The following is a 21,028-nucleotide window of genomic DNA, read 5'->3' as shown; positions in this document are numbered from 1 at the left end:
GCTTTCGCTTTTGTCGCGCTGATGAAATGAGGAAGGGGGCCGCTTAGCCCCCTTCCCCCTGTTTGTCACTGGTGAAGAGGAAGGCTTTAGCCTTCGACCTGCACCATGTGCTGCACCTTGCGGATCATGCCGCGCACCTCGGGGGTGTCGGTCAGCTCGACCGTCTTGTGCATCTTGTTGAGGCCCAGGCCGATCAACGTCGCGCGCTGGTCCTGGGTGCGCCGGATCGGCGACCCGGTCTGCGTGATCTTCACGGTAGCCATGGACTTACTCCACCACCGCCGCGGCATCCGCCTCGGCAGTCTGCGAACCGCCGCGGCCCAGCAGGTCGGCAATCTTCTTGCCGCGACGCTGTGCCACCGACTTCGGGCTGGTCTGGTCGCCCAGGGCCTCGAAGGTCGCGCGGATCATGTTGTACGGGTTCGACGTGCCGACCGACTTGGTCACGACGTCGGCCACGCCCAGGCTCTCGAAGATGGCGCGCATCGGGCCACCCGCGATGATGCCGGTACCGGCAGGCGCCGAACGCACCGTCACGCGACCGGCACCGAAGTGGCCGTTGCCGTCATGGTGCAGCGTGCGGCCGTCCTTCAGAGGAACGCGCAGCATCGCCTTCTTTGCCGAAGCGGTTGCCTTGGAGATGGCTTCCGGCACTTCGCGCGCCTTGCCATGCCCAAAGCCCACGCGGCCCTTGCCGTCGCCGACGACGACGAGGGCTGCGAAGCCGAAGCGCTTACCGCCCTTCACGGTCTTCGACACGCGGTTGATGTGGACGAGCTTTTCGATCAGCTCCTCGCCACCATCCTCGTTGCCGCGACGATCGTCGCGGCGACCGCGGTTGCCGTCCCGGCCGCCACGACCACGCTCGCCGCCGCGACCACGGCCGCCACGCGGACCACGGCCCTGGGGCGCGCCTGCCTCTGCACCCGTCGCCTCGACGGCGGGGGTTTCGGCCTGGTTGTTCTCGTCGGCCATCTTAGAACTCCAATCCGCTCTCGCGCGCGGCTTCCGCCAGCGCCTTGACGCGTCCGTGGAAGAGGAACCCACCACGATCGAACACCACCTGCGTCACGCCGGCAGCCTTTGCGGCCTCCGCGACGCGCTGGCCCACCGCCTTGGCGGCATCGACGTTCGCGCCGCTCTGGCCACGCACGTCCTTTTCCAGCGTCGAAGCCGAAGCGACCGTCCGGCCCTCGGCGTCGTCGATGACCTGGGCATAGATGTGCTTGCCCGAACGGTGGATCGACAGGCGCGGACGACCGCCCGAGCGCGCACGAAGCGCGGTACGGTTGCGGCGGCGGCGCTTCTCGAACAGCGACATACCCTTGGTAGACATCACTTCTTCTTCCCTTCCTTGCGGAAGATGAACTCGCCGTCGTACTTGATGCCCTTGCCCTTGTACGGCTCGGGCTTGCGCCAGCGACGGATTTCAGCGGCGACCTGGCCGACCTTCTGCTTGTCGATGCCCGAGATCTCGACCGTGGTCTGATCCGGGGTCTTCACTTCGATCCCCTCGGGGATGTCGAAGTTCACGTCATGCGAATAGCCGAGCTGCAGCTTGAGGACCTTGCCCTGAGCTGCCGCACGATAGCCGACGCCGGTGATGAGCAGCTTCTTGGAGAAGCCCTCGGTCACGCCGGTCACCAGGTTCTGGACCAAGGTACGCTGCATGCCCCAGAAGGCACGGGCGCGCTTGGTCTCGTTGGCGGGCTGCACCGAAATGCCGCTGTCGGTCACTTCGTACGCGATGTCGTCCGCGAGCGGCATGGTCAGGGTGCCCTTGGGACCCTTCACGCTCAGCTCACGGCCGGCGATGTTGGCAGAAACGCCGGCCGGAACCGGGACTGCCTTCTTGCCGATGCGGCTCATCAGAACACCTCCGCCAGCACTTCGCCACCGACGTTCTGCTCGCGCGCTTCTGCGTCGGAGAGAACGCCACGCGGCGTCGAGACGATCGTGATGCCAAGGCCGTTGCGAACCCGCGGCAGCTCCTGGCTGCCCGAATAGACACGGCGACCCGGCTTCGAGACGCGCGCGACGTGCTTGATCGCCGGCTGGCCCTCGAAATACTTCAGCTCGATGCGGACACCGGCCGCGGGGCCCATCTGCTCTTCGCTGTAGCCACGGATATAACCCTCGCGCTGAAGCACGTCGAGGACACGGGTCCGCAGCTTGGACGCCGGCGACAGGACGGAGTCCTTGCGCGCGCGCTGGCCGTTGCGGATGCGGGTGAGCATATCACCCAGGGGATCGGTCAATGCCATCGGTACGGTCCTTACCAGCTCGACTTGACGACGCCGGGGATCATGCCGCGGTTGGCAAGATCACGAAGCATCACGCGGGCGAGGCGGAACTTGCGGTAATAGGCGCGCGGACGGCCGGTGATCTCGCAGCGATTACGAACCCGGGTCGGGTTGGCGTTGCGCGGGAGTTCCGCCATCTTCAGGCGCGCGATGAGGCGCTCGGTCTCGTCCAGCGACGTGTCCGCTGCCTGCGCCTTCAGCTTCGCATACTTGCCGGCGTACTTCTTCACCAGCTGCTTGCGACGCTCGTTCTTGTTGATCGAACTCAGTTTCGCCATGGACTTAAGCTCTTCCTAGTCACTGCCCCGGCAACGCGCCGGAGCCTTTTGTTGCGGCACCGCCCCGACGATCGAGCCGGGGCGGCACCATCAATGGGGTCAGGCCGCCTTCTGCTGCTCGCCGTCCTGCGCAAGCGGGAACGGGAAGCCGAACAGACGCAGAAGCTCGCGAGCCTCGTCGTCGGTCTTGGCAGAGGTGGTGACGATCACATCCATGCCGCGCACCTTGTCGACGCGGTCATAGCTGATTTCCGGGAACACGATCTGCTCCTTGATGCCGCAGGCATAGTTGCCGCGACCATCAAAGGACTTCGGGTTCAGGCCGCGAAAGTCGCGGACGCGGGGAAGCGCGATCGTGATGAAGCGGTCGAGGAACTCGTACATCCGCTCACGACGCAGCGTGACCTTGCAGCCGATCGCCATGCCTTCACGCAGCTTGAACTGCGCGATCGACTTCTTCGCCTTGGTGACGACAGGCTTCTGGCCGGCGATCAGCTCCATTTCGGAAGCCGCTTGGTCGACCTTCTTCTTGTCCTGCGTCGCCTCGCCCACGCCCATGTTGAGCACGATCTTCTCGATCCGGGGCACTTCGAGCGCGTTCTTGTAGCCGAACTTCTCCGTCATCGCCTTGACGATGCGGTCGTCGTAGATCGACTTCATCCGCGGCGTGTACTTGTCAGCCATTGATGACATCCCCCGTCTTCACGGCCACGCGGACCTTCTTGCCGTCGCGCTCTTCAAAGCGGACGCGGGTCGGCTTGCCGTCAACGACGTGCGCGACCTTCGAGATGTGGAGCGGCGCTTCCGAACGCTCCAGGCCACCCTGCGGGTTGACCTGGGTCGGCTTCTTGTGGCGCACGGCGATGTTCACGCCGGAGACGACAACCTTGCTGTCCTTGGGCATGGCGCGGACGACTTCACCGGTCTTGCCCTTGTCCTTGCCGGACAGGACGATGACCTGGTCGCCCTTCTTGATCTTGGCGGCAGCCATTACAGCACCTCCGGCGCGAGCGAGATGATCTTCATGAAGCCGCGCGAACGCAGCTCGCGAACCACCGGGCCAAAGATACGGGTGCCGATCGGCTCCTCGTTCTTGTTGACCAGCACCGCGGCGTTGCCGTCGAAACGGATGACCGAACCATCGGTGCGACGAATGTCCTTGGCGGTCCGAACGATGACGGCGCGATGCACGTCACCCTTCTTCACGCGACCGCGCGGTGCGGCCTCCTTGATGGAGACGACGATGACGTCGCCCACACCTGCCGTGCGGCGCTTGGAGCCGCCCAGCACTTTGATGCACTGCACCCGCTTCGCGCCGCTGTTGTCTGCGACGTCGAGATTGGACTGCATCTGAATCATGATGCGCTTCCTTCTCTATGGGCCCGATTCCGACCGGCGCCCGCCTTCAAAAACGAACCCCCGGCGCGGGCATCCGCGCCAGGGGGAGCGGCCAACTAGCCGTCCCTGGGGAGGAACGCAAGCCCCTGCCCCAATTCCCGTTTTCCGGCCCCGAGAGGCCGGAGGTGGAGGCCGTTAGGCCTCCGCCGCCACCTGGGCCGGGGTCGCGTGGGTGTTCACGCGGTCCACGACCTTCCAGGTCTTGAGCTTGGAAATCGGCGCGGTCTCTTCGATGCGCACGGTCTCGCCCTCGCGGTACTCGTTGCCCTCGTCATGGGCATGGTACTTCTTCGAACGGCGGATGATCTTGCCGTAGAGCGCGTGCTTGACCTTGCGCTCCACCTTCACCACCACCGTCTTGTCGGTCTTGTCCGAGACGACCGTCCCGGTCAGCACGCGCTTCGGCATGTCAGTCGTCCCTTACTTGGCCTGCGAGCGCGTGCGCTCGCTCTGCAGCGTCTTGATCCGCGCGATGTCGCGACGGACTTCCTTGACGCGGCTCGGCTTTTCCATCTGGCTGGTTGCCGCCTGAAAGCGGAGGTTGAATGCCTCGCGCTTCAGGTTGCCCAGCTCCTCGGTCAGCTGATCGTCGCTCTTGGCGCGCAGATCGGTTGCCTTGGTCATTTTCAACCCTCCAGGTGCGAGGTGTCGCCCAGACGGGCAACAACCTTGACCGCGATCGGCAGCTTCATGGCTGCACGCTCGAATGCCTCGGCCGCGAGCGGACCGGGAACGCCGTCCAGCTCGAACAGGATCCGGCCCGGCTTGACGCGGGCGACCCAGAACTCCGGCGAACCCTTGCCCGAGCCCATGCGGACTTCGGCAGGCTTCGACGAAACCGGAAGATCCGGGAACACGCGGATCCAGAGACGGCCCTGACGCTTGATGTGACGCGTGATCGCGCGGCGAGCCGCCTCGATCTGGCGTGCGGTGATCCGCTCCGGCTCCATCGCCTTCAGCCCGTAGGAGCCGAAGTTGAGCGCCGTGCCACCCTTGGCGTCGCCATGGATGCGGCCCTTGAAGGCCTTGCGGAATTTGGTGCGCTTTGGTTGCAGCATTTTCCTAGTCCTTAGCGGCGGTGGTCATCGCGCGCCGGGCGCACGCCGGAGGTCTGGGCCTCCATCATCAGCCGGTCCTGCGCCATGGGATCATGACCCAGGATCTCGCCCTTGAAGATCCACACCTTGATGCCGCAGACGCCATAGGCGGTGTGCGCCTCGGCCTCTGCATAGTCGACGTTCGCGCGCAGCGTGTGCAGCGGAACGCGACCTTCGCGGTACCATTCGGTGCGGGCGATCTCCGCGCCGCCCAGACGGCCGGCGCAGGTGATCCGGATGCCCTCGGCGCCCAGGCGAAGTGCCGACTGCACCGCGCGCTTCATGGCGCGACGGAATGCGATACGACGCTCCAGCTGATCCGCGACACCCTGTGCCACCAGCTTGGAATCGATCTCCGGCTTGCGGATCTCGACGATGTTCAGCGACACGTCCGACGACGTCATCGAAGCCAGCTTCTTGCGAAGCTTCTCGATGTCGGCGCCCTTCTTGCCGATGATCACGCCCGGACGGGCCGCATAGATCGACACGCGGCACAGCTTGGCCGGACGCTCGATCACCACCTTCGAGATCGCGGCCTGCGGCAGCGTCTCGACGATGTGCTTGCGGATCTTGAGGTCCTCCAGCAGCAGACGACCATAGTCATGGCCTTCCGCGAACCAGCGGCTGTCCCAGGTGCGGTTGATCTGCAGACGCAGACCGATGGGGTTCGACTTCTGACCCATTACGCTTCCTCCACCTCGGCAACGACGATGCGCACGCGGCTGAACGGCTTCAGGATGCGGGTCGACTTACCACGGCCGCGGGTAGCGAACCGCTTCATGGTGATCGACTTGCCAACCGAAGCCTCCTTCACGACGAGCGCGTCGACGTCGAGGTTGTGGTTGTTCTCCGCGTTCGCGATCGCCGAGGCGAGGCACTTGCGGACGTCCACGGCCATCGCCTTCTTCGAGAAGGCGAGGATGTTCATCGCTTCACCGGCAGTGCGGTTGCGGATGAGGCCGGCGACGAGATTCAGCTTCTGCGCCGAACCACGCACCTGCGTGGCGACGGCCAGTGCTTCCTTCTCGCCCACGCGGCGAGGGGCTGCCTGCTTGCTCATCAGCGCTTACCCTTCTTGTCGGCGGCGTGGCCGGGGAAGAAGCGGGTGGGTGCGAACTCGCCGAGCTTCATGCCCACCATTTCCTCGTTGACCGACACCGGCACGAACTTGCGACCGTTGTACACGTTGAACGTCAGGCCGACGAACTGCGGCAGGATCGTCGAACGACGCGACCAGGTCTTGATCGGACCAGCGCGCGTACCGGCGTCCTGAGCGGCCTCAGCCTTCTTCAGCAGGCTCAGTTCGACGAACGGGCCCTTCCAAACAGAACGAGCCATTCTATCAGCCCTTCTTCTTCGCGTGACGCGACCGGATGATCATCTTGTCGGTCGACTTATTGTGACGAGTGCGCGCACCCTTCGTCGGCTTGCCCCACGGGGTGACCGGGTGACGGCCGCCCGAGGTCCGGCCTTCACCACCGCCGTGCGGGTGGTCGACCGGGTTCTTGGCAACACCGCGGGTCAGCGGGCGCTTGCCCAGCCAGCGGGTGCGGCCAGCCTTGCCGAGGTTCTGGTTCTGGTTGTCCGGGTTCGAAACCGCACCGACCGTCGCCATGCACTCCGCACGGATGTAGCGCTGCTCGCCCGAGTTCAGGCGAACGATGACCATGCCCTTGTCGCGGCCCACGACCTGCACATAGGTGCCGGCCGAACGTGCGATCTGACCGCCCTTGCCGGGCTTCATCTCGACGTTGTGGACGATGGTGCCGACGGGCACCTGGCCCAGCTCCATCGCGTTGCCCGGCTTCACGTCGGTCTTCTTGCCCGCGATCACCTTGTCGCCGACGCCCAGACGCTGGGGTGCGACGATGTAGGCGAGGTTCGCCTTGCCCTCGGTCTCGCCATAGTTGACGAGCGCGATGAAGGCCGTGCGGTTGGGATCATACTCGATCCGCTCGACGGTGCCCTCGACGTCCCACAGGCGGCGCTTGAAATCGACGATGCGATAGCGCTGCTTGTGGCCGCCGGCGATGCCGCGCGAGGTCACGTGACCCTTGTTGTTGCGGCCGCCGGTCTTGGTCTTGCCCTCGGTCAGCGCCTTTACCGGGCGCCCCTTGAACAGACCCGAACGGTCGACGAGGACCAGGCCACGCCGTGCCGGCGAGGTCGGGTTGTAATGCTTGAGTGCCATTACGCCATGGTCCCCTGCGTTACGTCGATCGACTGGCCTTCGGCCAGGGTGACGATCGCCTTCTTGATGTCGGTGCGCTTGTAGGGCTCGCCCTTCCAGCGCTTCGTCTTGCCCTTGACGACGATCGTGTTCACGCCGGTGACCTTTACGTCGAACAGCGCTTCAACGGCCGCCTTGATCTCGGGCTTGGAGGCGTCCTTCGCCACCTTGAACACAACTGCGTTCTGCTCCGACACCAGGGTCGACTTTTCGGTGATGTGGGGCGCGAGCACCACGTCATAGTGGCGGATGTCCACCGCCTTGGTCGGCTGCTTAGCCATGGAAGCGCGCCTCCAGCTTTTCGACAGCGGCGCGGGTGAGCACCAGCGTGTCATGCTTCAGGATGTCGTAGACGTTGGCACCACCGGCCGGCAGCACGTTCACGGCCCGCAGGTTGCGAGCAGCGAGCGCGAAGCTCGTCTCGACGGCGTCGCCGTCGATCACCAGCGCCGTCTTGCCGAAGCCCAGCTTCGACAGGTTGCCGGTCAGCGCCTTGGTCTTGCCGTCCTCGACCGTGAGGCCGTCGACGATGACCAGCGAACCCGCCTTGGCGTGGCTCGACAGCGCCATGCGCAGGCCCAGAGCGCGGATCTTCTTGTTCAGCGACGGATTGAAGTCGCGAACGCGCGCACCGTGAGCCTTACCACCGCCGACGAAGATCGGAGCGCGGCGATCGCCGTGACGAGCAACACCGCCGCCCTTCTGGCGACCGAGCTTCTTGCCGGTGCGTGCCACGTCCGCACGCTCACGGGTGCCACGGGCGGTGCCGCGACGCTTTTCCAGCTGCCACGTAACCACGCGGTGCAGGATGTCGGCACGCGGCTCGACGCCGAACACCTCGTCCTTCAGCTCGATGTCGCCGCTCTCGGCGGCGTCGAGGGTCTGTACCTTGACCTTCACGTTCAGCCCTCCTGGCCTTCGGTCGCCTCGGGAGCCGCCTGTGCGGGCGCCTCGGCCGGGGTTTCGTTGCTGTTGGCGACGGCCTTCAGGCCGGCGGGATAGGGAGCGTCGGCATGGCGCGCGACCTTCACCGCGTCCTTGACGATCAGCCAGGTGCCCTTGTGGCCGGGAACCGAACCCTTGACGAAGATCAGACCACGCTCAGCGTCCGTCGAGACGATCTCGAGGTTCTGCTGCGTGCGGTTGCGGTCGCCCATGTGGCCGGCCATCTTCTTGTTCTTGAAGACGCGACCCGGATCCTGGCGGTTACCGGTCGAACCGTGCGAGCGGTGCGAAACCGACACGCCGTGCGTCGCGCGCAGACCACCGAAGTTCCAGCGCTTCATCGCGCCCGCGAAACCCTTACCCTGGGTCTTGCCGGACACGTCGACGAGCTGGCCGGCGACGAAATGGTCCGCCGAGATCGTCGAACCGACGTCCAGCAGCGCATCGTCGGCGACGCGGAATTCGCACAGCTCCAGCTTCGGCTCGACTTCGGCCTTGCCGAAGTGGCCGCGCTGCGGCTTGGCGACGTTCTTCGCCTTGGCAGTGCCGGCACCGATCTGCACCGCGACATAACCGTCACGGTCGGCGGTACGCTGCGCCACCACCTGAACACCGTCCAGCGCCAGGACGGTCACGGGCACGTGGCGCCCGTCATCCTGGAACAACCGGGTCATTCCCATTTTCTTAGCGATCACGCCAGTGCGCATGACCCACTCCTCCAACAGAGGCTCGCCATCCCGGCGAGCTTGCCAACGAAAAAGGCCCCGGCCGCTTTCACGCTCCGGAGCCCCAGCCCTCACGACAAACGCCCCCGCCAGGGCCGGTCATCGAAGGACAGTGCGGACGAACCGCCTGTTGATCCCTCGATAGCGGGGACGCGGACAACGGCTTTGATCGAAAGATCCCCTGCCGTTCGGTATCCCGTAGCTGCTTTCCCAGCCTCTACCGCGACTTAGCGCGGGAAGCGAAAGCGCGACGCCCGGTGAATCACCAAGCGTCGCGGTGCCGGCGCATTACGCCAGCTTGATCTCGACGTCAACGCCGGCGGCGAGGTCGAGCTTCATCAGCGCGTCCACCGTCTGCGGGGTCGGCTGCACGATGTCGAGGAGACGCTTGTAGGTGCGGGTCTCGAACTGCTCGCGCGACTTCTTGTCGATGTGCGGGCCGCGGTTCACGGTGAACTTGTCGATGTGCGTGGGCAGCGGAATCGGGCCACGGATCAGCGCGCCGGTACGACGGGCGGTGTCGGCGATGTCGCCGGCGGCCTGGTCGAGCACGCGATGGTCGAACGCCTTGAGGCGAATGCGGATGTTGTTGTCCATATCCCTACCGATGCGAAATGGTGACGACCCCGGCCGTCACCCCAGCCGAGGCTGAGGGCTCGTGCCGCAGGCGCAGCGCCGGCGGGTTGAGATCCCGGTCGAAACCGGAATGGCGGAGAAAGAGCCGAAACTCAAAAAAACTGGAAGGCCGCCCTTACAGAGGCCTCTATAAAAAGGCAACCGCCCGGCACCCCTTTTTGGGGGTGCCGGGCGGCTGTTTAAGTCGCTTTGTGAAGCGGCTTACTTGTTGATTTCGCTGACCACGCCCGCGCCGACGGTACGACCGCCCTCACGGATGGTGAAGCGCTGACCAACGTCCATAGCGATCGGCGCGATGAGCTTGACGCCCAGCGCGACTTCGTCGCCCGGCATGACCATCTCGGTGCCTTCCGGCAGCTCGATCGTGCCGGTCACGTCCGTGGTACGGAAGTAGAACTGCGGGCGGTAGTTGGCGAAGAACGGCGTGTGACGGCCACCCTCGTCCTTCGACAGCACGTAGACCGACGACTGGAAGTCGGTGTGCGGCTTGATCGAACCCGGCTTGGCCAGAACCTGACCACGCTCAACTTCTTCACGGCCGACGCCGCGGATCAGCGCGCCGATGTTGTCGCCCGCCTGGCCCTGGTCGAGCAGCTTGCGGAACATTTCAACGCCGGTGACGACGGTCTTGCGGACCGACTCCTGGATGCCGACGATCTCGACTTCCTCGCCAACCTTCACAACGCCGGTCTCGACGCGGCCGGTGACCACGGTGCCGCGACCCGAGATCGAGAACACGTCTTCGATCGGCATCATGAACGGCTTGTCGAGCGGACGCTCCGGCTGCGGGATCGACTCGTCGACTGCTGCCATGAGGGCCAGGATCGCGTCCTTGCCGAGCTTGTCGTCCGAACCCGAGAGGGCTGCGGTCGCCGAGCCACGGATGATCGGAATGTTGTCGCCGTCGAACTCACGCTTGGAGAGCTCTTCACGGATTTCCATTTCGACCAGCTCAAGGATTTCCTCGTCGTCGACCAGGTCGACCTTGTTGAGGAAGACCACCATGGTCGGCACGCCAACCTGGCGAGCGAGCAGGATGTGCTCCTTGGTCTGCGGCATCGGACCGTCGGTCGCGGCAACCACCAGGATCGCGCCGTCCATCTGCGCGGCACCGGTGATCATGTTCTTCACATAGTCGGCGTGGCCCGGGCAGTCGACGTGCGCGTAGTGGCGCGAATCGGTCTCATACTCGACGTGCGCGGTCGAGATGGTGATGCCGCGCTCGCGCTCTTCCGGCGCCTTGTCGATGTTGGCGAAGTCAACCGCCGCGTTGCCCGCGACGTTCTCAGCCAGGATCTTCGTGATCGCGGCGGTCAGCGAGGTCTTGCCATGGTCGACGTGACCGATGGTGCCGATGTTCAGATGCGGCTTGTTCCGCTCGAATTTTGCCTTTGCCATGTTCCTACCTTCTGATTCGAATTCGGTGCCGCCGGGGCCACGCGAACGCGGCCCTTTAGCGGGTGATTTCCGGTTGCGCCAGCCCCTGCGGGCGACGCCGTCATCCAGCCGGGACCGGGCCCAAGGCCCGGTCCCGAACGCCTCAGGCCAGCTTGGCCTTCACCTCGTCGGCGACGTTCTGCGGCACTTCGTCATAGTGCGAGAACTGCATCGAGTAGCTCGCACGACCCTGGGTGAAGGAGCGCAGCGAGTTCACGTAGCCGAACATGTTCGCCAGCGGCACCATTGCGGTCACCGCCTGCGCGTTGCCGCGCGTGTCGGTGCCCTGGATCTGGCCACGACGCGAGTTCATGTCGCCGATCACGTCGCCGAGGTAATCCTCCGGCGTCACGACCTCGACCTTCATCACCGGCTCGAGCAGCGTGATGCCCGACTTCTGCGCCGCTTCGCGCATCGCTGCACGGGCGGTGATTTCGAACGCCAGCGCCGACGAGTCGACGTCGTGGTACGCGCCGTCATACAGCGTGATTTCGAAATCGATGATCGGGAAGCCGACGAGCGAACCCGTGGCAGCCGTCTCGCGGAAGCCCTTCTCGATCGCGGGGATATATTCCTTGGGAATATTACCGCCCTTGATCTCGTCCTTGAAGATGATGCCCGAACCGCGCTCACCCGGAGCCAGCTTCACCTTCACGCGGCCGAACTGGCCGGTGCCGCCCGACTGCTTCTTGTGGGTGTAGTCGATGTCGACCGGCTTCTTGAGGTATTCGCGATAGGCGACCTGCGGCGCGCCGACGGCGGCCTCGACCTTGAACTCGCGCTTCATGCGATCGACGAGGATCTCGAGGTGGAGCTCGCCCATCCCCTTGATGATCGTCTGGCCCGATTCATGGTCGGTCGTCACGCGGAACGAGGGATCCTCGGCAGCCAGGCGGTTCAGGGCGACGCCCATCTTCTCCTGGTCGGCCTTGGTCTTCGGCTCCACCGACAGCTCGATCACCGGCTCGGGGAATTCCATCCGCTCGAGGATGATCGGGTGTGCCGGATCGCACAGCGTATCGCCGGTCGTGGTCTCCTTGAGGCCCGCGATCGCGACGATGTCGCCAGCGCGCGCTTCCTCGATGTCTTCACGCGAGTTCGCGTGCATCAGGAGCATACGGCCGATCTTTTCCTTCTTGTCCTTCACCGAGTTCAGGTAGCCGCCCTTGGTGAGGACGCCCGAATAGATGCGGGCAAAGGTGAGCGAGCCGACGAACGGATCGTTCATGATCTTGAACGCGAGCGCCGAGAACGGTGCCTCGTCCGAGGACGGGCGCTCGTCCGGCGTCTCGCCGTCGAGCTTCACGCCCTTGATCGCCGGAACGTCGAGCGGGCTCGGCAGGAAGTCGACCACGGCGTCGAGCAGGGGCTGGACGCCCTTGTTCTTGAACGCCGAGCCGCACACCACCGGCACGAACGCCATGTTGAGCGTACCCTTGCGGATCAGCGCCTTGAGCGTCTTCGAGTCAGGCTCGTTGCCCTCGAGGTACGACTCCATGGCGTCGTCGTCCTGCTCGACGGCGAGCTCGATCAGCTCGCTGCGATACTTCGCCGCCTTTTCGACCATGTCGTCGGGGATCGGCTGATATTCGAACTTCGCGCCCAGCGACTCTTCGAGCCAGATGATCGCGCGGTTCTCGACCAGGTCGACGAGACCCTTGAAGCCGCCTTCCATGCCGATCGGCAGGTACAGCACGGCCGGCTTCGCACCCAGGCGATCGATGATCGACTGAACGCAGAAGTAGAAGTCGGCACCGGTACGGTCGAGCTTGTTGACGAAGCACATGCGCGGCACGCCATACTTGTCGGCCTGGCGCCACACGGTCTCGGACTGCGGCTCAACGCCGGCAACGCCGTCGAAGCACGCAACCGCACCGTCGAGCACGCGCAGCGAACGCTCGACTTCAATCGTGAAGTCGACGTGGCCCGGCGTGTCGATGATGTTGATCAGGTGCTCGGGGCCCTTGCCCTCTTCAGCCTTCCACTTGCAGGTCGTCGCGGCCGACGTGATCGTGATGCCGCGCTCCTGCTCCTGCTCCATCCAGTCCATGGTGGCGGTGCCTTCGTGCACTTCGCCGATCTTGTAGGACTTGCCGGTGTAATAAAGAATGCGCTCGGTCGTGGTCGTCTTGCCGGCATCGATGTGCGCCATGATGCCGATGTTGCGATACTTCTCGAGCGGATGGCTGCGGGCCATGATCGATCTTCCTCAAGCGATGCGGGGAGCCGGTTGGCCCGGCTCCCCATCATATAGGTCGGTTATGTTGCCAGCGGAAGACCGCCGGGTCCGCTGTTACCAGCGGTAGTGCGAGAAGGCGCGGTTCGCTTCCGCCATGCGGTGCGTGTCTTCGCGCTTCTTGACCGCGTTGCCACGGTTGTTGGCCGCATCCATCAGCTCACCCGACAGGCGTGCCGCCATGGTGTTCTCGCTGCGGTTGCGAGCCGAGGCGATCAGCCAGCGGATCGCGAGCGCCTGCGCACGCTCCGGACGGACTTCGACCGGAACCTGGTAGGTCGCACCGCCGACGCGGCGGCTGCGGACCTCGATGCCCGGCTTCACGTTGCCCAGCGCGTCGTGGAAGACGCCGATCGGGTCACGCTTGGCGCGCGCTTCGATGGTCTCGAACGCACCATAGACGATGGACTCGGCGACGGACTTCTTGCCGTCCAGCATCACCGAATTCATGAACTTCGAAAGAACCTCATCCCCGTACACGGGATCAGGCAGGATTTCCCGCTTTTCGGGACGACGACGACGTGCCATCAATAATTCCTTGAAACTTCAGCCGGTTCCGGAACCCGTCCGGGGCTTACTTTTGGTTCCTGAACCCCAGCCCTAAGGCCGGGGGGACTTCATCCGCCGAAGCGGACGAAATCACTTCGGACGCTTGGCGCCGTACTTCGAGCGGGACTGACGGCGGTCCTTGACGCCCTGCGTATCGAGCACGCCGCGCAGCACGTGGTAGCGCACACCCGGAAGATCGCGCACACGGCCGCCGCGGATGAGCACAACCGAGTGCTCCTGCAGGTTGTGGCCCTCGCCCGGGATGTACGAAATGACTTCGCGCTGGTTGGTCAGGCGAACCTTGGCCACCTTGCGCAGAGCCGAGTTCGGCTTCTTCGGGGTCGTCGTGTACACACGGGTGCAGACGCCGCGCTTCTGCGGGTTCTGCTCCATCGCAGGGACCTTGGACTTGGTCTTCTGCAGTTCGCGGCCCTTGCGGACCAGCTGGTTGATCGTCGGCATGAAGCCCTTCACCTTTCAAACGGTTACTTTGCCGGAGTCGTGACAGGAAATGCACAAAGGCCACGCGGCGCAATGCCCCGGGGCCTTAGGTCTCCAACAACGTTCAGCTCTGCCCAGCAGGTCGAACCGGAAAACCGGAACCATCCCATTGAACGGCCGCGGCTATACGCTTTCGGTGGTGGACGGTCAATGGCGCGGCCGGGTCGTCCGGCCGTCGCGCGCTACGGCTCCCTTGGACGGGACGAGCGCCCTCGCCGCGGCCGTCGCGCGGCGGAAAGACAAGCGGGCGCGAGGATGTCCCCGCGCCCGCTCCGGGATCACATCCCCTGGACTTCCTTCAGATGCGTCTCGACCACCTTGGCGGTGTTCGAGGCAAAGGTCTTGATCGCCGGGGCATCTCCGCTCGACGCATAGCCCTGCAGATTGGCGAGCGCCTGCTGGTGGGCGGCGACCTGCTGCTGCTTGTAGAGCGTGTCGAACTCAGTGCCGCTGGCCGCGCGCAGCGCCGCCAGGTTGGCGGTCTGCTCACCCGTGAGCGCCGGTGCCGGCGTGACGTTGGCGCTGGCGGCCGCAGTCTTGAGCTTGGCGGTGGACGCAGTGTGATCCTTGATCATCTGCGCGGCGAACTTCTTGAGCGCCGGGTTCGTCGCCTTGTCCTGTGCCACCTTGGCCGATTCGATCTCGAACATGTCGCTGGCCGCCATGGTGTTGGCAAACGCCTGCGCCGTCAGGTTCGCGGCCGACCCGACCTCGCCTGCGGTGGCGTCATTCGCCACCGCCTCGTTTCCGGTCACCGTCTCATCCGTGAGAAGCGTGTCGTTCGCCATGCCCTCATCGGCAACGACCGTGTTGGTGTTGTCGGTAGCCGAGCGGTCACCGCACGCGGCGAGGCCCATCAGCACCGGGGCCATGGCAGCAGTCAGCAAGAGCTTCTTCATGCGTTCTCTCCTTCAACGGTTGCGACGCGAGCCGCCCGCCCTGTTTTCAGATGGGCAGGTGCATGCTGCGTGCGAGCGGACCCGATCAGCGTGTCGGGGCGGCGTCGTTGGCGATCGGCAAGCTGTCGTTGGACGCTGGCGCCGTCGTGTTGGCCTCCGAGTCGTTGGCCAACATCGCCCCATCCATGCTGCCGCCGGCACTGCCCGCAGCATTGGCCGGATCCTCGCCATCGTTCGAGAAGGCCATGTTGTCATAGCTGTCGTTGAGCACGACGTTCGAGTCGTTGGTCACGCGGACCTCATCGCCGCCGCCTCCACACGCCCCGAGCAGGGCGACGAGCGGGAGCATCAGCATCGGAACGGCTTTGGTCATGGCGGCGTCTCCTTCGCGGGCAACAACGTGTCCTCGCGAGTGCCGTTCCGGCCGCCGGTAGAAAAGCGGGAAAGAGGCGGCGGGCGCCGCGAAGAGCGCCCGCCTGCCCGATCAGATGTGCAGCGCGCGACCGTAGGCCGCGAGCACGCTTTCGTGCATCGCTTCCGACATGGTCGGATGCGGGAACACCGTTTCCATCAGCTCCGCTTCCGTCGTCTCCAGCGTCTTGCCGACGGTGTAGCCCTGGATCATCTCGGTTACCTCGGCGCCGATCATGTGCGCGCCCAGCAGCTCGCCGGTCTTGGCGTCGAACACCGTCTTGATGAAGCCTTCCGCTTCGCCGAGCGCGATCGCCTTGCCGTTGCCGATAAACGGGAAGGTCCCAGCCTTCACCTCATAGCCCGCTTCCTTGGCCTTGGCCTCGGTCAGGCCCACGCTGGCGATCTGCGGATGGCAATAGGTGCAGCCCGGGATGTTGCGCACGTCCATGGCATGCGGGTGCTTGCCCGCAATCGCCTCGACCGCGATCACGCCCTCGTGGCTGGCCTTGTGCGCGAGCCAGGGCGGCGCGGTGATGTCCCCGATCGCCCACAGCCCCTCGACATTGGTCTTGCAGGTGGCGTCCGTCTCCAGGAAGCCGCGGTCGTTCATCGCGACGCCCAGTTCCTTCAGGCCGATATCGGCGGTGTTCGGCACGATGCCGATCGCGACGATGACATGGCTGTACTCGCCGTCGAACGCCTTGCCGTCCTTGCCCGTGATGGTCGCCTTCACGCCGTTCGCATCGACCGCGATTTTGTCGATCTTGGCGCTGGTCAGGATCTTCATGCCTTGCTTGGTGAGCGACTTCTCCAGGAACACCGAGATGTCGGCATCCTCGACCGGCACGATGCGGTCCATCATCTCGACCACGGTCACTTCGGACCCCATGTCGTTGTAGAAGCTGGCGAACTCGATCCCGATCGCGCCCGATCCGATGACCAGCAGCTTGCCCGGCATCTCGCTCGGCGTCATCGCGTGGCGATAGGTCCACACGCGCTGGCCGTCGGCCGGCAGATTCGGCAGGTCGCGGGCGCGCGCGCCGGTCGCGACGATGATGTTCTTGGCCGCAAGCTCGGTGGTCTTGCCGTCGGCGCCGGTCACGCTGAGCTTGCCCTTCCCGGTCAGCTTGCCGGTGCCCATGTGCACCGCCACCTTGTTCTTCTTCATCAGGTGGGTGACGCCCTGGTTGAGCTGCTTGGCAACCCCGCGCGAGCGCTTCACCACCGCATCCAGGTCCGCGCTGATCTTGTCGGCGACCAGGCCATAATCCTTGGCATGCTGCATATAGTGGAAGATCTCGGCCGAGCGCAGCAGCGCCTTGGTCGGGATGCAGCCCCAGTTGAGGCAGATGCCGCCCAGGTTCTCGCGCTCTACGATCGCGGTCTTGAGGCCCAGCTGCGCCGCACGGATCGCCGCGACATAGCCCCCCGGCCCGGAGCCGAGAACGATGAGGTCGTAGGTTTCAGCCATGGCTTGGTGCTTCCGTTCTGCGTTTTTACTGTTCTACGGCGTTGATCGGGCGCGGATGCCGGTGCTCGTCGATGGCGACGAAGACGAAGCGCGCCTGGGTGACCCGGCGTCGCTCCTCGACATGGCGGGCGCGGCGCCAGGCCTCGACGTCGATCGTCATGGAGGTGCGGCCGGTCTTCACCAGTTCCGCGTACACCGACACCTCGTCCCCGACCGCGACGGGTGCGTGAAACTTCATCGCCTCCACCGCGATGGTGACGGCACGGCCGCGCGAATGGCGGGCGGCGACCAGCCCGGCGGCCATGTCCATCTGGCTCATCAGCCAGCCGCCGAAGATGTCGCCATACGGGTTGGCGTCGGCGGGCATGGTGGTGACGCGCAGCGCAGGTTCGCTGGACGGAGGGGTGTCAGTCATGTGCCAGGCTTCCGGAAACGGTACGATGCTCGGCAATGGCGCGCTGCAGCTGGCGCACGCCGAGCACGACGACGACCAGCACCGCAACCGACGTCACCAGCCAGATGTCGTCGGTCGCCGGGCGGTAGGACCATGCGGAGAGCATTCCCAGCCCGACGACAATGGCGACGCTGAGCAGGATCTGGACCACCTCGATCGCAACCCGCATCTTCATCATGCCGCTCCGTCCAGCCGGGTGTGCCCAGCCGTCACGCAAGCAGGCCCATCGGCTGCTCGACCAGTGCCTTGAACAGCTTGAGCATCTGCGCGCCGTCCGCACCGTCGATGGCGCGGTGGTCGAAGCTGCCGGTCGCCGTCATGACGGTCGCGACTCCCAGCGCGTCGTCGACGATGTACGGGCGCTTCTCGCCCGCGCCGACCGCCAGGATCATGCCCTGCGGCGGGTTGATGACCGCTTCGAACTGCTTGATGCCGAACATGCCCATGTTGGACAGGCTGGCGGTGCCGCCCTGATATTCCTCGGGCTTCAGCTTGTTCTCCTTGGCGCGGCCGGCGAGCTCCTTCATCTCGGTCGAGATGCGGGCAACGCCCTTGGCCGCCGCGTCGCGGATGATCGGGGTGATCAGGCCGGTCGGCGTGGAGACCGCCACCGACACGTCGGCGCGGCTGTAGCTGACGAGCTGGTCGCCCAGGAACGTCACGTTGCACTTCGGGCTCTGCTCGAGCGCAATGCCCAGCGCCTTGATCAGCAGGTCGTTGACCGACAGCTTCACGCCGCGCGCGTCCAGGCTCTTGTTGAGCTCGCCGCGCAGCTTGAGCAGCGCGTCCAGGCGGACGTCCACCGTGAGATAGATGTGCGGAATCGTCTGCTTCGCCTCGGTCAGGCGGCGGGCGATCGTCTTGCGGATGTTGGAGAGCTTGGTGACCTCATGCGGGATCGACTCGTCGTACCAGACCGCCTTGGTCTCCTGGCTGGGCGCAGTGCCGCCGGCCGGGACGCTGGCGGTGGTGTCGGCCGCGGGCGCCGCAGCCTTGCCCTGGCCGGGCTTGGCGCCTTCCAGATCCGCCTTCACGATGCGGCCGTTGGGACCCGAGCCCGCGAGGGTGGCGAGATCGATGCCCTGCTCGGCAGCGAGTCGGCGGGCGAGCGGGCTGGCCTTCACGCGGTTGCCACCCGCGGCGGGGGCGGCCGGTGCCGGCGCGGCGGCGGGCTTTGCCTCTGCCTTGGGCTGCTCGGCAGGCGCCGCGGTTGCCGTCGGGGCAGGAGACGCAGCCGGGGTCGGCGCGGCTGCAGCCGGCGCTTCCGCCGCGCTCACGTCCTCGCCTTCGGCAGCGAGGATCGCGATAACCGTTCCGACCTTCACATTGTCGGAGCCTTCGGCGACCAGGATCTTGGCGATCGTACCTTCGTCGACCGCCTCGAATTCCATCGTGGCCTTGTCGGTCTCGATCTCTGCCATCAGGTCGCCGGAGCGAACGGTGTCGCCCTCTTTCACCAGCCACTTGGCGAGGGTTCCCTCCTCCATGGTGGGGGAAAGCGCGGGCATCTTGATTTCGATCGACATGGGTACAGCTGGATCCTCTCGAGGCTCGGCCCTTCCTTTGCCGTCGCAGCCGCACCGGTCAACCCCGTGGGCTTGCGCGAACGTCGTCGTGCCGCCACGCTTGTAACCAAAGGGGAGCGTTTTCGATGCGTACTTATCTGGTGGTGATCGACGAAAGCCCGGAATCGCAGATCGCGCTGCGGTTCGCCGCAAGGCGGGCGGTGAAGACCGGCGGGTCGGTAGAAATCCTCGCGCTGATCGAGCCGCAGGAGTTCGTCCAGTGGGGCGGCGTGATGGCGACGATGGAGCAGGAGACCCATCAGCGCGCGCGAGGGCTGGTCGCCGCCGCAGCAGGCACGCTGATCGAAGAGTCGGGGCTGAAGCCGGCGCTGACCGTGCGCGAGGGAGACGGACCCGCCGTGGTGCGCGAGATGATCGCCGGCAATCCGGACATCGCCGCGCTGGTGCTGGGCGCCGCCGCAAGCGGCGCGCCCGGCCCGCTCGTCAGCCACTTTGCGGGAACCGATGCCGGCACGCTGCCGGTGCCGGTGATGATCGTGCCCGGCAGCCTGGACCGCGAGGCGATCGACCGGCTGAGCTGACGTGAAGCGCTTGAGCCGGCGCGAAATCGCGGCCACACCCTGTATTTATGCGAACCCTTTTTCTCCTGCCGCTCCTGGCGCTCGCCACCCCCGCCACCGCGCGTGAGACGCCAAGCCCCGAACGGCTGAAGGCCGACGTCACAAAGCTGGTGTCATTCGGCACGCGCCACACGCTGTCCTCGCCCGACCATCCGACCCGCGGCATCGGTGCCGCGCGGCGCTGGTTCGGGAACGAGATGGACCGCATCGGCCAGGCATGCGGCGGCTGCATCACGGTCGCCAACATCGCGCGCGGCTTCACCGGGCCGCGGGCGCCCGACGGCGCGCAGGTGGTGGACGTGCTTGGCTTCCAGCAAGGCCGCGACCTCAAGCGAGTCGTGATCGTCATGGGGCACATCGACAGCCGTGTGACCGACGTGATGAACACCACGAGCGATGCGCCGGGCGCCAATGACGATGCCTCGGGCGTGGCGCTGGTGCTGGAGGCGGCGCGCATCCTTTCGAAGGAGAAGTTCGACGCGACCATCGTCTATGCGGCGCTGTCGGGCGAGGAGCAGGGTCTGTGGGGGGCGCAGCTGCTTGCGGAAACCGCGAAGGAACGCGGCTGGACGGTAAGCGCGGTGCTCAACAACGACATCGTCGGCAACACGACGGGTCTCGACGGCCGGCGAGTCGCGGATCGGGTGCGGGTGTTTTCCGAAGGCATCCGCTCGTCCGAGCCGCTGGAAGCGCAAATGGCGCGCCGCGCCGCCGGTGGCGAGGACGATGGCCCCAGCCGCGCGCTGGCCAAGGCGGTCGATCACGTGGCCGGGACCGTGCCGGGCGGGCTCGACGCGTTCCTCGACCGGCGTGCCGACCGTTTCGGTCGCGGCGGCGACCATGAGGCGTTCCTGAAGCTTGGCTATCCGGCGGTCCGCTTCAGCGAGGCGGCGGAGAATTACGATGCGCAGCACCAGGACCTGCGGACCGAAGCGGGCCGCGTCTATGGCGACACGATCGACCGGATGGACTTTCCTTATCTAGCAAAGGTCACCGCGCTCAACATCGCAACCGCCGCGCGGCTGGCGGCAGCACCTGCCGCGCCGGACGGGGTGGCGATCGCCGGCGCGCTGCAGACCGACACCACCGTCACCTGGCAGGCGGTGCCCGGTGCGGCCGGCTATCGCGTCCACTGGCGGCGCAACGATGCGCAGGACTGGACGGACCACGTCGACGTCGCGGCCACGCGCCATGTGCTGAAGGGCGTGGTGGTCGACGATCACTTCGTCGGCGTGTCGGCGCTGGCAAAGGACGGGAGCGAGAGCCTGGTCAGCTTCGCCGGTCGCGCCCCACGCAGCTGAGCCGGCGG

32 protein-coding genes are annotated in these 21,028 nt (G+C 65.6%); 2 read left to right on the top strand and 30 right to left on the bottom strand.

The features are described from left to right. Positions 1-86: 86 nt before the first annotated feature. From rpmD to LK533_RS01440, 30 genes are all read right to left on the bottom strand, one after another. A complete protein-coding gene (gene rpmD / locus LK533_RS01585) occupies positions 87-263 on the bottom strand; it encodes a 50S ribosomal protein L30 (RefSeq protein WP_229361008.1) in 177 nt (58 codons plus the stop codon). Between the two features lie 4 nt (positions 264-267). Continuing rightward, a complete protein-coding gene (rpsE, locus tag LK533_RS01580) occupies positions 268-975 on the bottom strand; it encodes a 30S ribosomal protein S5 (protein WP_229361007.1) in 708 nt (235 codons plus the stop codon). A gap of 1 nt (position 976) precedes the next feature. Next, entirely contained in the window at positions 977-1,336 is a 360-nt protein-coding gene (rplR, locus tag LK533_RS01575) for a 50S ribosomal protein L18 (protein WP_125961397.1), read from the bottom strand. After that, entirely contained in the window at positions 1,336-1,869 is a 534-nt protein-coding gene (rplF, locus tag LK533_RS01570) for a 50S ribosomal protein L6 (protein WP_229361006.1), read from the bottom strand. Before rplF ends, rplR begins: the two co-directional genes overlap by 1 nt. Further along, a complete protein-coding gene (rpsH, locus tag LK533_RS01565) occupies positions 1,869-2,264 on the bottom strand; it encodes a 30S ribosomal protein S8 (RefSeq protein ID WP_125961399.1) in 396 nt (131 codons plus the stop codon). Before rpsH ends, rplF begins: the two co-directional genes overlap by 1 nt. Positions 2,265-2,275: 11 nt before the next feature. Next, entirely contained in the window at positions 2,276-2,581 is a 306-nt protein-coding gene (gene rpsN / locus LK533_RS01560; RefSeq protein WP_229361005.1) for a 30S ribosomal protein S14, read from the bottom strand. A 99-nt stretch (positions 2,582-2,680) separates the two neighbouring features. Further along, entirely contained in the window at positions 2,681-3,265 is a 585-nt protein-coding gene (gene rplE, locus LK533_RS01555) for a 50S ribosomal protein L5 (RefSeq protein ID WP_229361004.1), read from the bottom strand. Further along, positions 3,258-3,572, bottom strand: coding sequence for a 50S ribosomal protein L24 (gene rplX, locus LK533_RS01550; RefSeq protein ID WP_229361003.1), 315 nt, complete (start codon positions 3,570-3,572; stop codon positions 3,258-3,260). Before rplX ends, rplE begins: the two co-directional genes overlap by 8 nt. Further along, entirely contained in the window at positions 3,572-3,940 is a 369-nt protein-coding gene (gene rplN / locus LK533_RS01545) for a 50S ribosomal protein L14 (protein WP_125961403.1), read from the bottom strand. The genes rplX and rplN overlap by 1 nt, the downstream gene beginning before the upstream one ends. Before the next feature lie 174 nt (positions 3,941-4,114). After that, the gene (gene rpsQ / locus LK533_RS01540; RefSeq protein WP_125961404.1) at positions 4,115-4,387 is read right to left on the bottom strand and encodes a 30S ribosomal protein S17; all 273 of its coding nucleotides are present in this window, start codon (positions 4,385-4,387) and stop codon (positions 4,115-4,117) included. A 12-nt stretch (positions 4,388-4,399) separates the two neighbouring features. Further along, positions 4,400-4,603, bottom strand: coding sequence for a 50S ribosomal protein L29 (gene rpmC / locus LK533_RS01535; RefSeq protein WP_125961405.1), 204 nt, complete (start codon positions 4,601-4,603; stop codon positions 4,400-4,402). Positions 4,604-4,605: 2 nt separating this feature from the next. Further along, a complete protein-coding gene (gene rplP, locus LK533_RS01530) occupies positions 4,606-5,037 on the bottom strand; it encodes a 50S ribosomal protein L16 (RefSeq protein ID WP_229361002.1) in 432 nt (143 codons plus the stop codon). A gap of 11 nt (positions 5,038-5,048) precedes the next feature. Next, positions 5,049-5,759, bottom strand: coding sequence for a 30S ribosomal protein S3 (gene rpsC, locus LK533_RS01525; RefSeq protein ID WP_229361001.1), 711 nt, complete (start codon positions 5,757-5,759; stop codon positions 5,049-5,051). Beyond that, positions 5,759-6,136: a 50S ribosomal protein L22 gene (gene rplV / locus LK533_RS01520; protein ID WP_229360998.1), complete on the bottom strand. Its 378-nt coding sequence runs from the start codon at positions 6,134-6,136 to the stop codon at positions 5,759-5,761. The genes rpsC and rplV overlap by 1 nt, the downstream gene beginning before the upstream one ends. Next, positions 6,136-6,414, bottom strand: a complete 279-nt coding sequence (gene rpsS / locus LK533_RS01515) for a 30S ribosomal protein S19 (protein WP_229360984.1) — start codon at positions 6,412-6,414, stop codon at positions 6,136-6,138. The genes rplV and rpsS overlap by 1 nt, the downstream gene beginning before the upstream one ends. Before the next feature lie 4 nt (positions 6,415-6,418). Further along, positions 6,419-7,267 carry a 50S ribosomal protein L2 gene (gene rplB, locus LK533_RS01510; RefSeq protein ID WP_229360977.1) on the bottom strand — a complete coding sequence of 283 codons (849 nt, stop codon included), beginning with the start codon at positions 7,265-7,267 and terminating at the stop codon, positions 6,419-6,421. After that, a complete protein-coding gene (locus LK533_RS01505; RefSeq protein WP_229360975.1) occupies positions 7,267-7,587 on the bottom strand; it encodes a 50S ribosomal protein L23 in 321 nt (106 codons plus the stop codon). Before LK533_RS01505 ends, rplB begins: the two co-directional genes overlap by 1 nt. Further along, positions 7,580-8,206: a 50S ribosomal protein L4 gene (gene rplD, locus LK533_RS01500; RefSeq protein ID WP_229360973.1), complete on the bottom strand. Its 627-nt coding sequence runs from the start codon at positions 8,204-8,206 to the stop codon at positions 7,580-7,582. Before rplD ends, LK533_RS01505 begins: the two co-directional genes overlap by 8 nt. A 2-nt stretch (positions 8,207-8,208) precedes the next feature. Then, positions 8,209-8,958 carry a 50S ribosomal protein L3 gene (gene rplC, locus LK533_RS01495; RefSeq protein ID WP_229360972.1) on the bottom strand — a complete coding sequence of 250 codons (750 nt, stop codon included), beginning with the start codon at positions 8,956-8,958 and terminating at the stop codon, positions 8,209-8,211. A 306-nt stretch (positions 8,959-9,264) separates the two neighbouring features. Further along, entirely contained in the window at positions 9,265-9,573 is a 309-nt protein-coding gene (gene rpsJ / locus LK533_RS01490) for a 30S ribosomal protein S10 (RefSeq protein ID WP_033921125.1), read from the bottom strand. Positions 9,574-9,813: 240 nt separating this feature from the next. Next, entirely contained in the window at positions 9,814-11,010 is a 1,197-nt protein-coding gene (gene tuf / locus LK533_RS01485; protein ID WP_229360970.1) for an elongation factor Tu, read from the bottom strand. 142 nt (positions 11,011-11,152) lie between these two features. Continuing rightward, positions 11,153-13,246: an elongation factor G gene (gene fusA / locus LK533_RS01480; protein WP_229360968.1), complete on the bottom strand. Its 2,094-nt coding sequence runs from the start codon at positions 13,244-13,246 to the stop codon at positions 11,153-11,155. Positions 13,247-13,342: 96 nt separating this feature from the next. Further along, entirely contained in the window at positions 13,343-13,813 is a 471-nt protein-coding gene (rpsG, locus tag LK533_RS01475; RefSeq protein ID WP_229360966.1) for a 30S ribosomal protein S7, read from the bottom strand. A 111-nt stretch (positions 13,814-13,924) separates the two neighbouring features. After that, on the bottom strand, positions 13,925-14,296 hold the full coding sequence (gene rpsL, locus LK533_RS01470) for a 30S ribosomal protein S12 (protein WP_086129340.1): 372 nt from the start codon (positions 14,294-14,296) through the stop codon (positions 13,925-13,927). Between the two features lie 317 nt (positions 14,297-14,613). Beyond that, positions 14,614-15,234, bottom strand: a complete 621-nt coding sequence (locus LK533_RS01465; RefSeq protein WP_229360965.1) for a DUF4142 domain-containing protein — start codon at positions 15,232-15,234, stop codon at positions 14,614-14,616. Positions 15,235-15,319: 85 nt separating this feature from the next. Further along, positions 15,320-15,607 carry a hypothetical protein gene (locus LK533_RS01460; RefSeq protein WP_229360963.1) on the bottom strand — a complete coding sequence of 96 codons (288 nt, stop codon included), beginning with the start codon at positions 15,605-15,607 and terminating at the stop codon, positions 15,320-15,322. Positions 15,608-15,718: 111 nt separating this feature from the next. Further along, on the bottom strand, positions 15,719-17,119 hold the full coding sequence (gene lpdA, locus LK533_RS01455; protein WP_229360961.1) for a dihydrolipoyl dehydrogenase: 1,401 nt from the start codon (positions 17,117-17,119) through the stop codon (positions 15,719-15,721). Positions 17,120-17,144: 25 nt separating this feature from the next. Then, complete coding sequence (locus LK533_RS01450) at positions 17,145-17,534, bottom strand: acyl-CoA thioesterase (protein WP_229360959.1); 390 nt, start codon at positions 17,532-17,534, stop codon at positions 17,145-17,147. Continuing rightward, positions 17,527-17,748, bottom strand: coding sequence for a hypothetical protein (locus tag LK533_RS01445; protein ID WP_229360951.1), 222 nt, complete (start codon positions 17,746-17,748; stop codon positions 17,527-17,529). The genes LK533_RS01450 and LK533_RS01445 overlap by 8 nt, the downstream gene beginning before the upstream one ends. 34 nt (positions 17,749-17,782) lie before the next feature. Next, entirely contained in the window at positions 17,783-19,099 is a 1,317-nt protein-coding gene (locus LK533_RS01440) for a pyruvate dehydrogenase complex dihydrolipoamide acetyltransferase (RefSeq protein WP_229360949.1), read from the bottom strand. A gap of 125 nt (positions 19,100-19,224) precedes the next feature. Here LK533_RS01440 and LK533_RS01435 point away from each other — a divergent pair, with 125 nt between their 5' ends. Both LK533_RS01435 and LK533_RS01430 read left to right on the top strand, forming a co-directional pair. Beyond that, positions 19,225-19,680, top strand: a complete 456-nt coding sequence (locus tag LK533_RS01435) for a universal stress protein (protein WP_229360948.1) — start codon at positions 19,225-19,227, stop codon at positions 19,678-19,680. A 47-nt stretch (positions 19,681-19,727) separates the two neighbouring features. Next, on the top strand, positions 19,728-21,020 hold the full coding sequence (locus LK533_RS01430) for a M20/M25/M40 family metallo-hydrolase (protein WP_229360946.1): 1,293 nt from the start codon (positions 19,728-19,730) through the stop codon (positions 21,018-21,020). Positions 21,021-21,028: the final 8 nt, after the last annotated feature.

This window comes from Sphingomonas sp. PL-96, from assembly GCF_020707215.1.
Classification (GTDB): Bacteria; Pseudomonadota; Alphaproteobacteria; order Sphingomonadales; family Sphingomonadaceae; genus Sphingomonas.
This window is presented reverse-complemented; position numbering and strand designations above follow the sequence as displayed.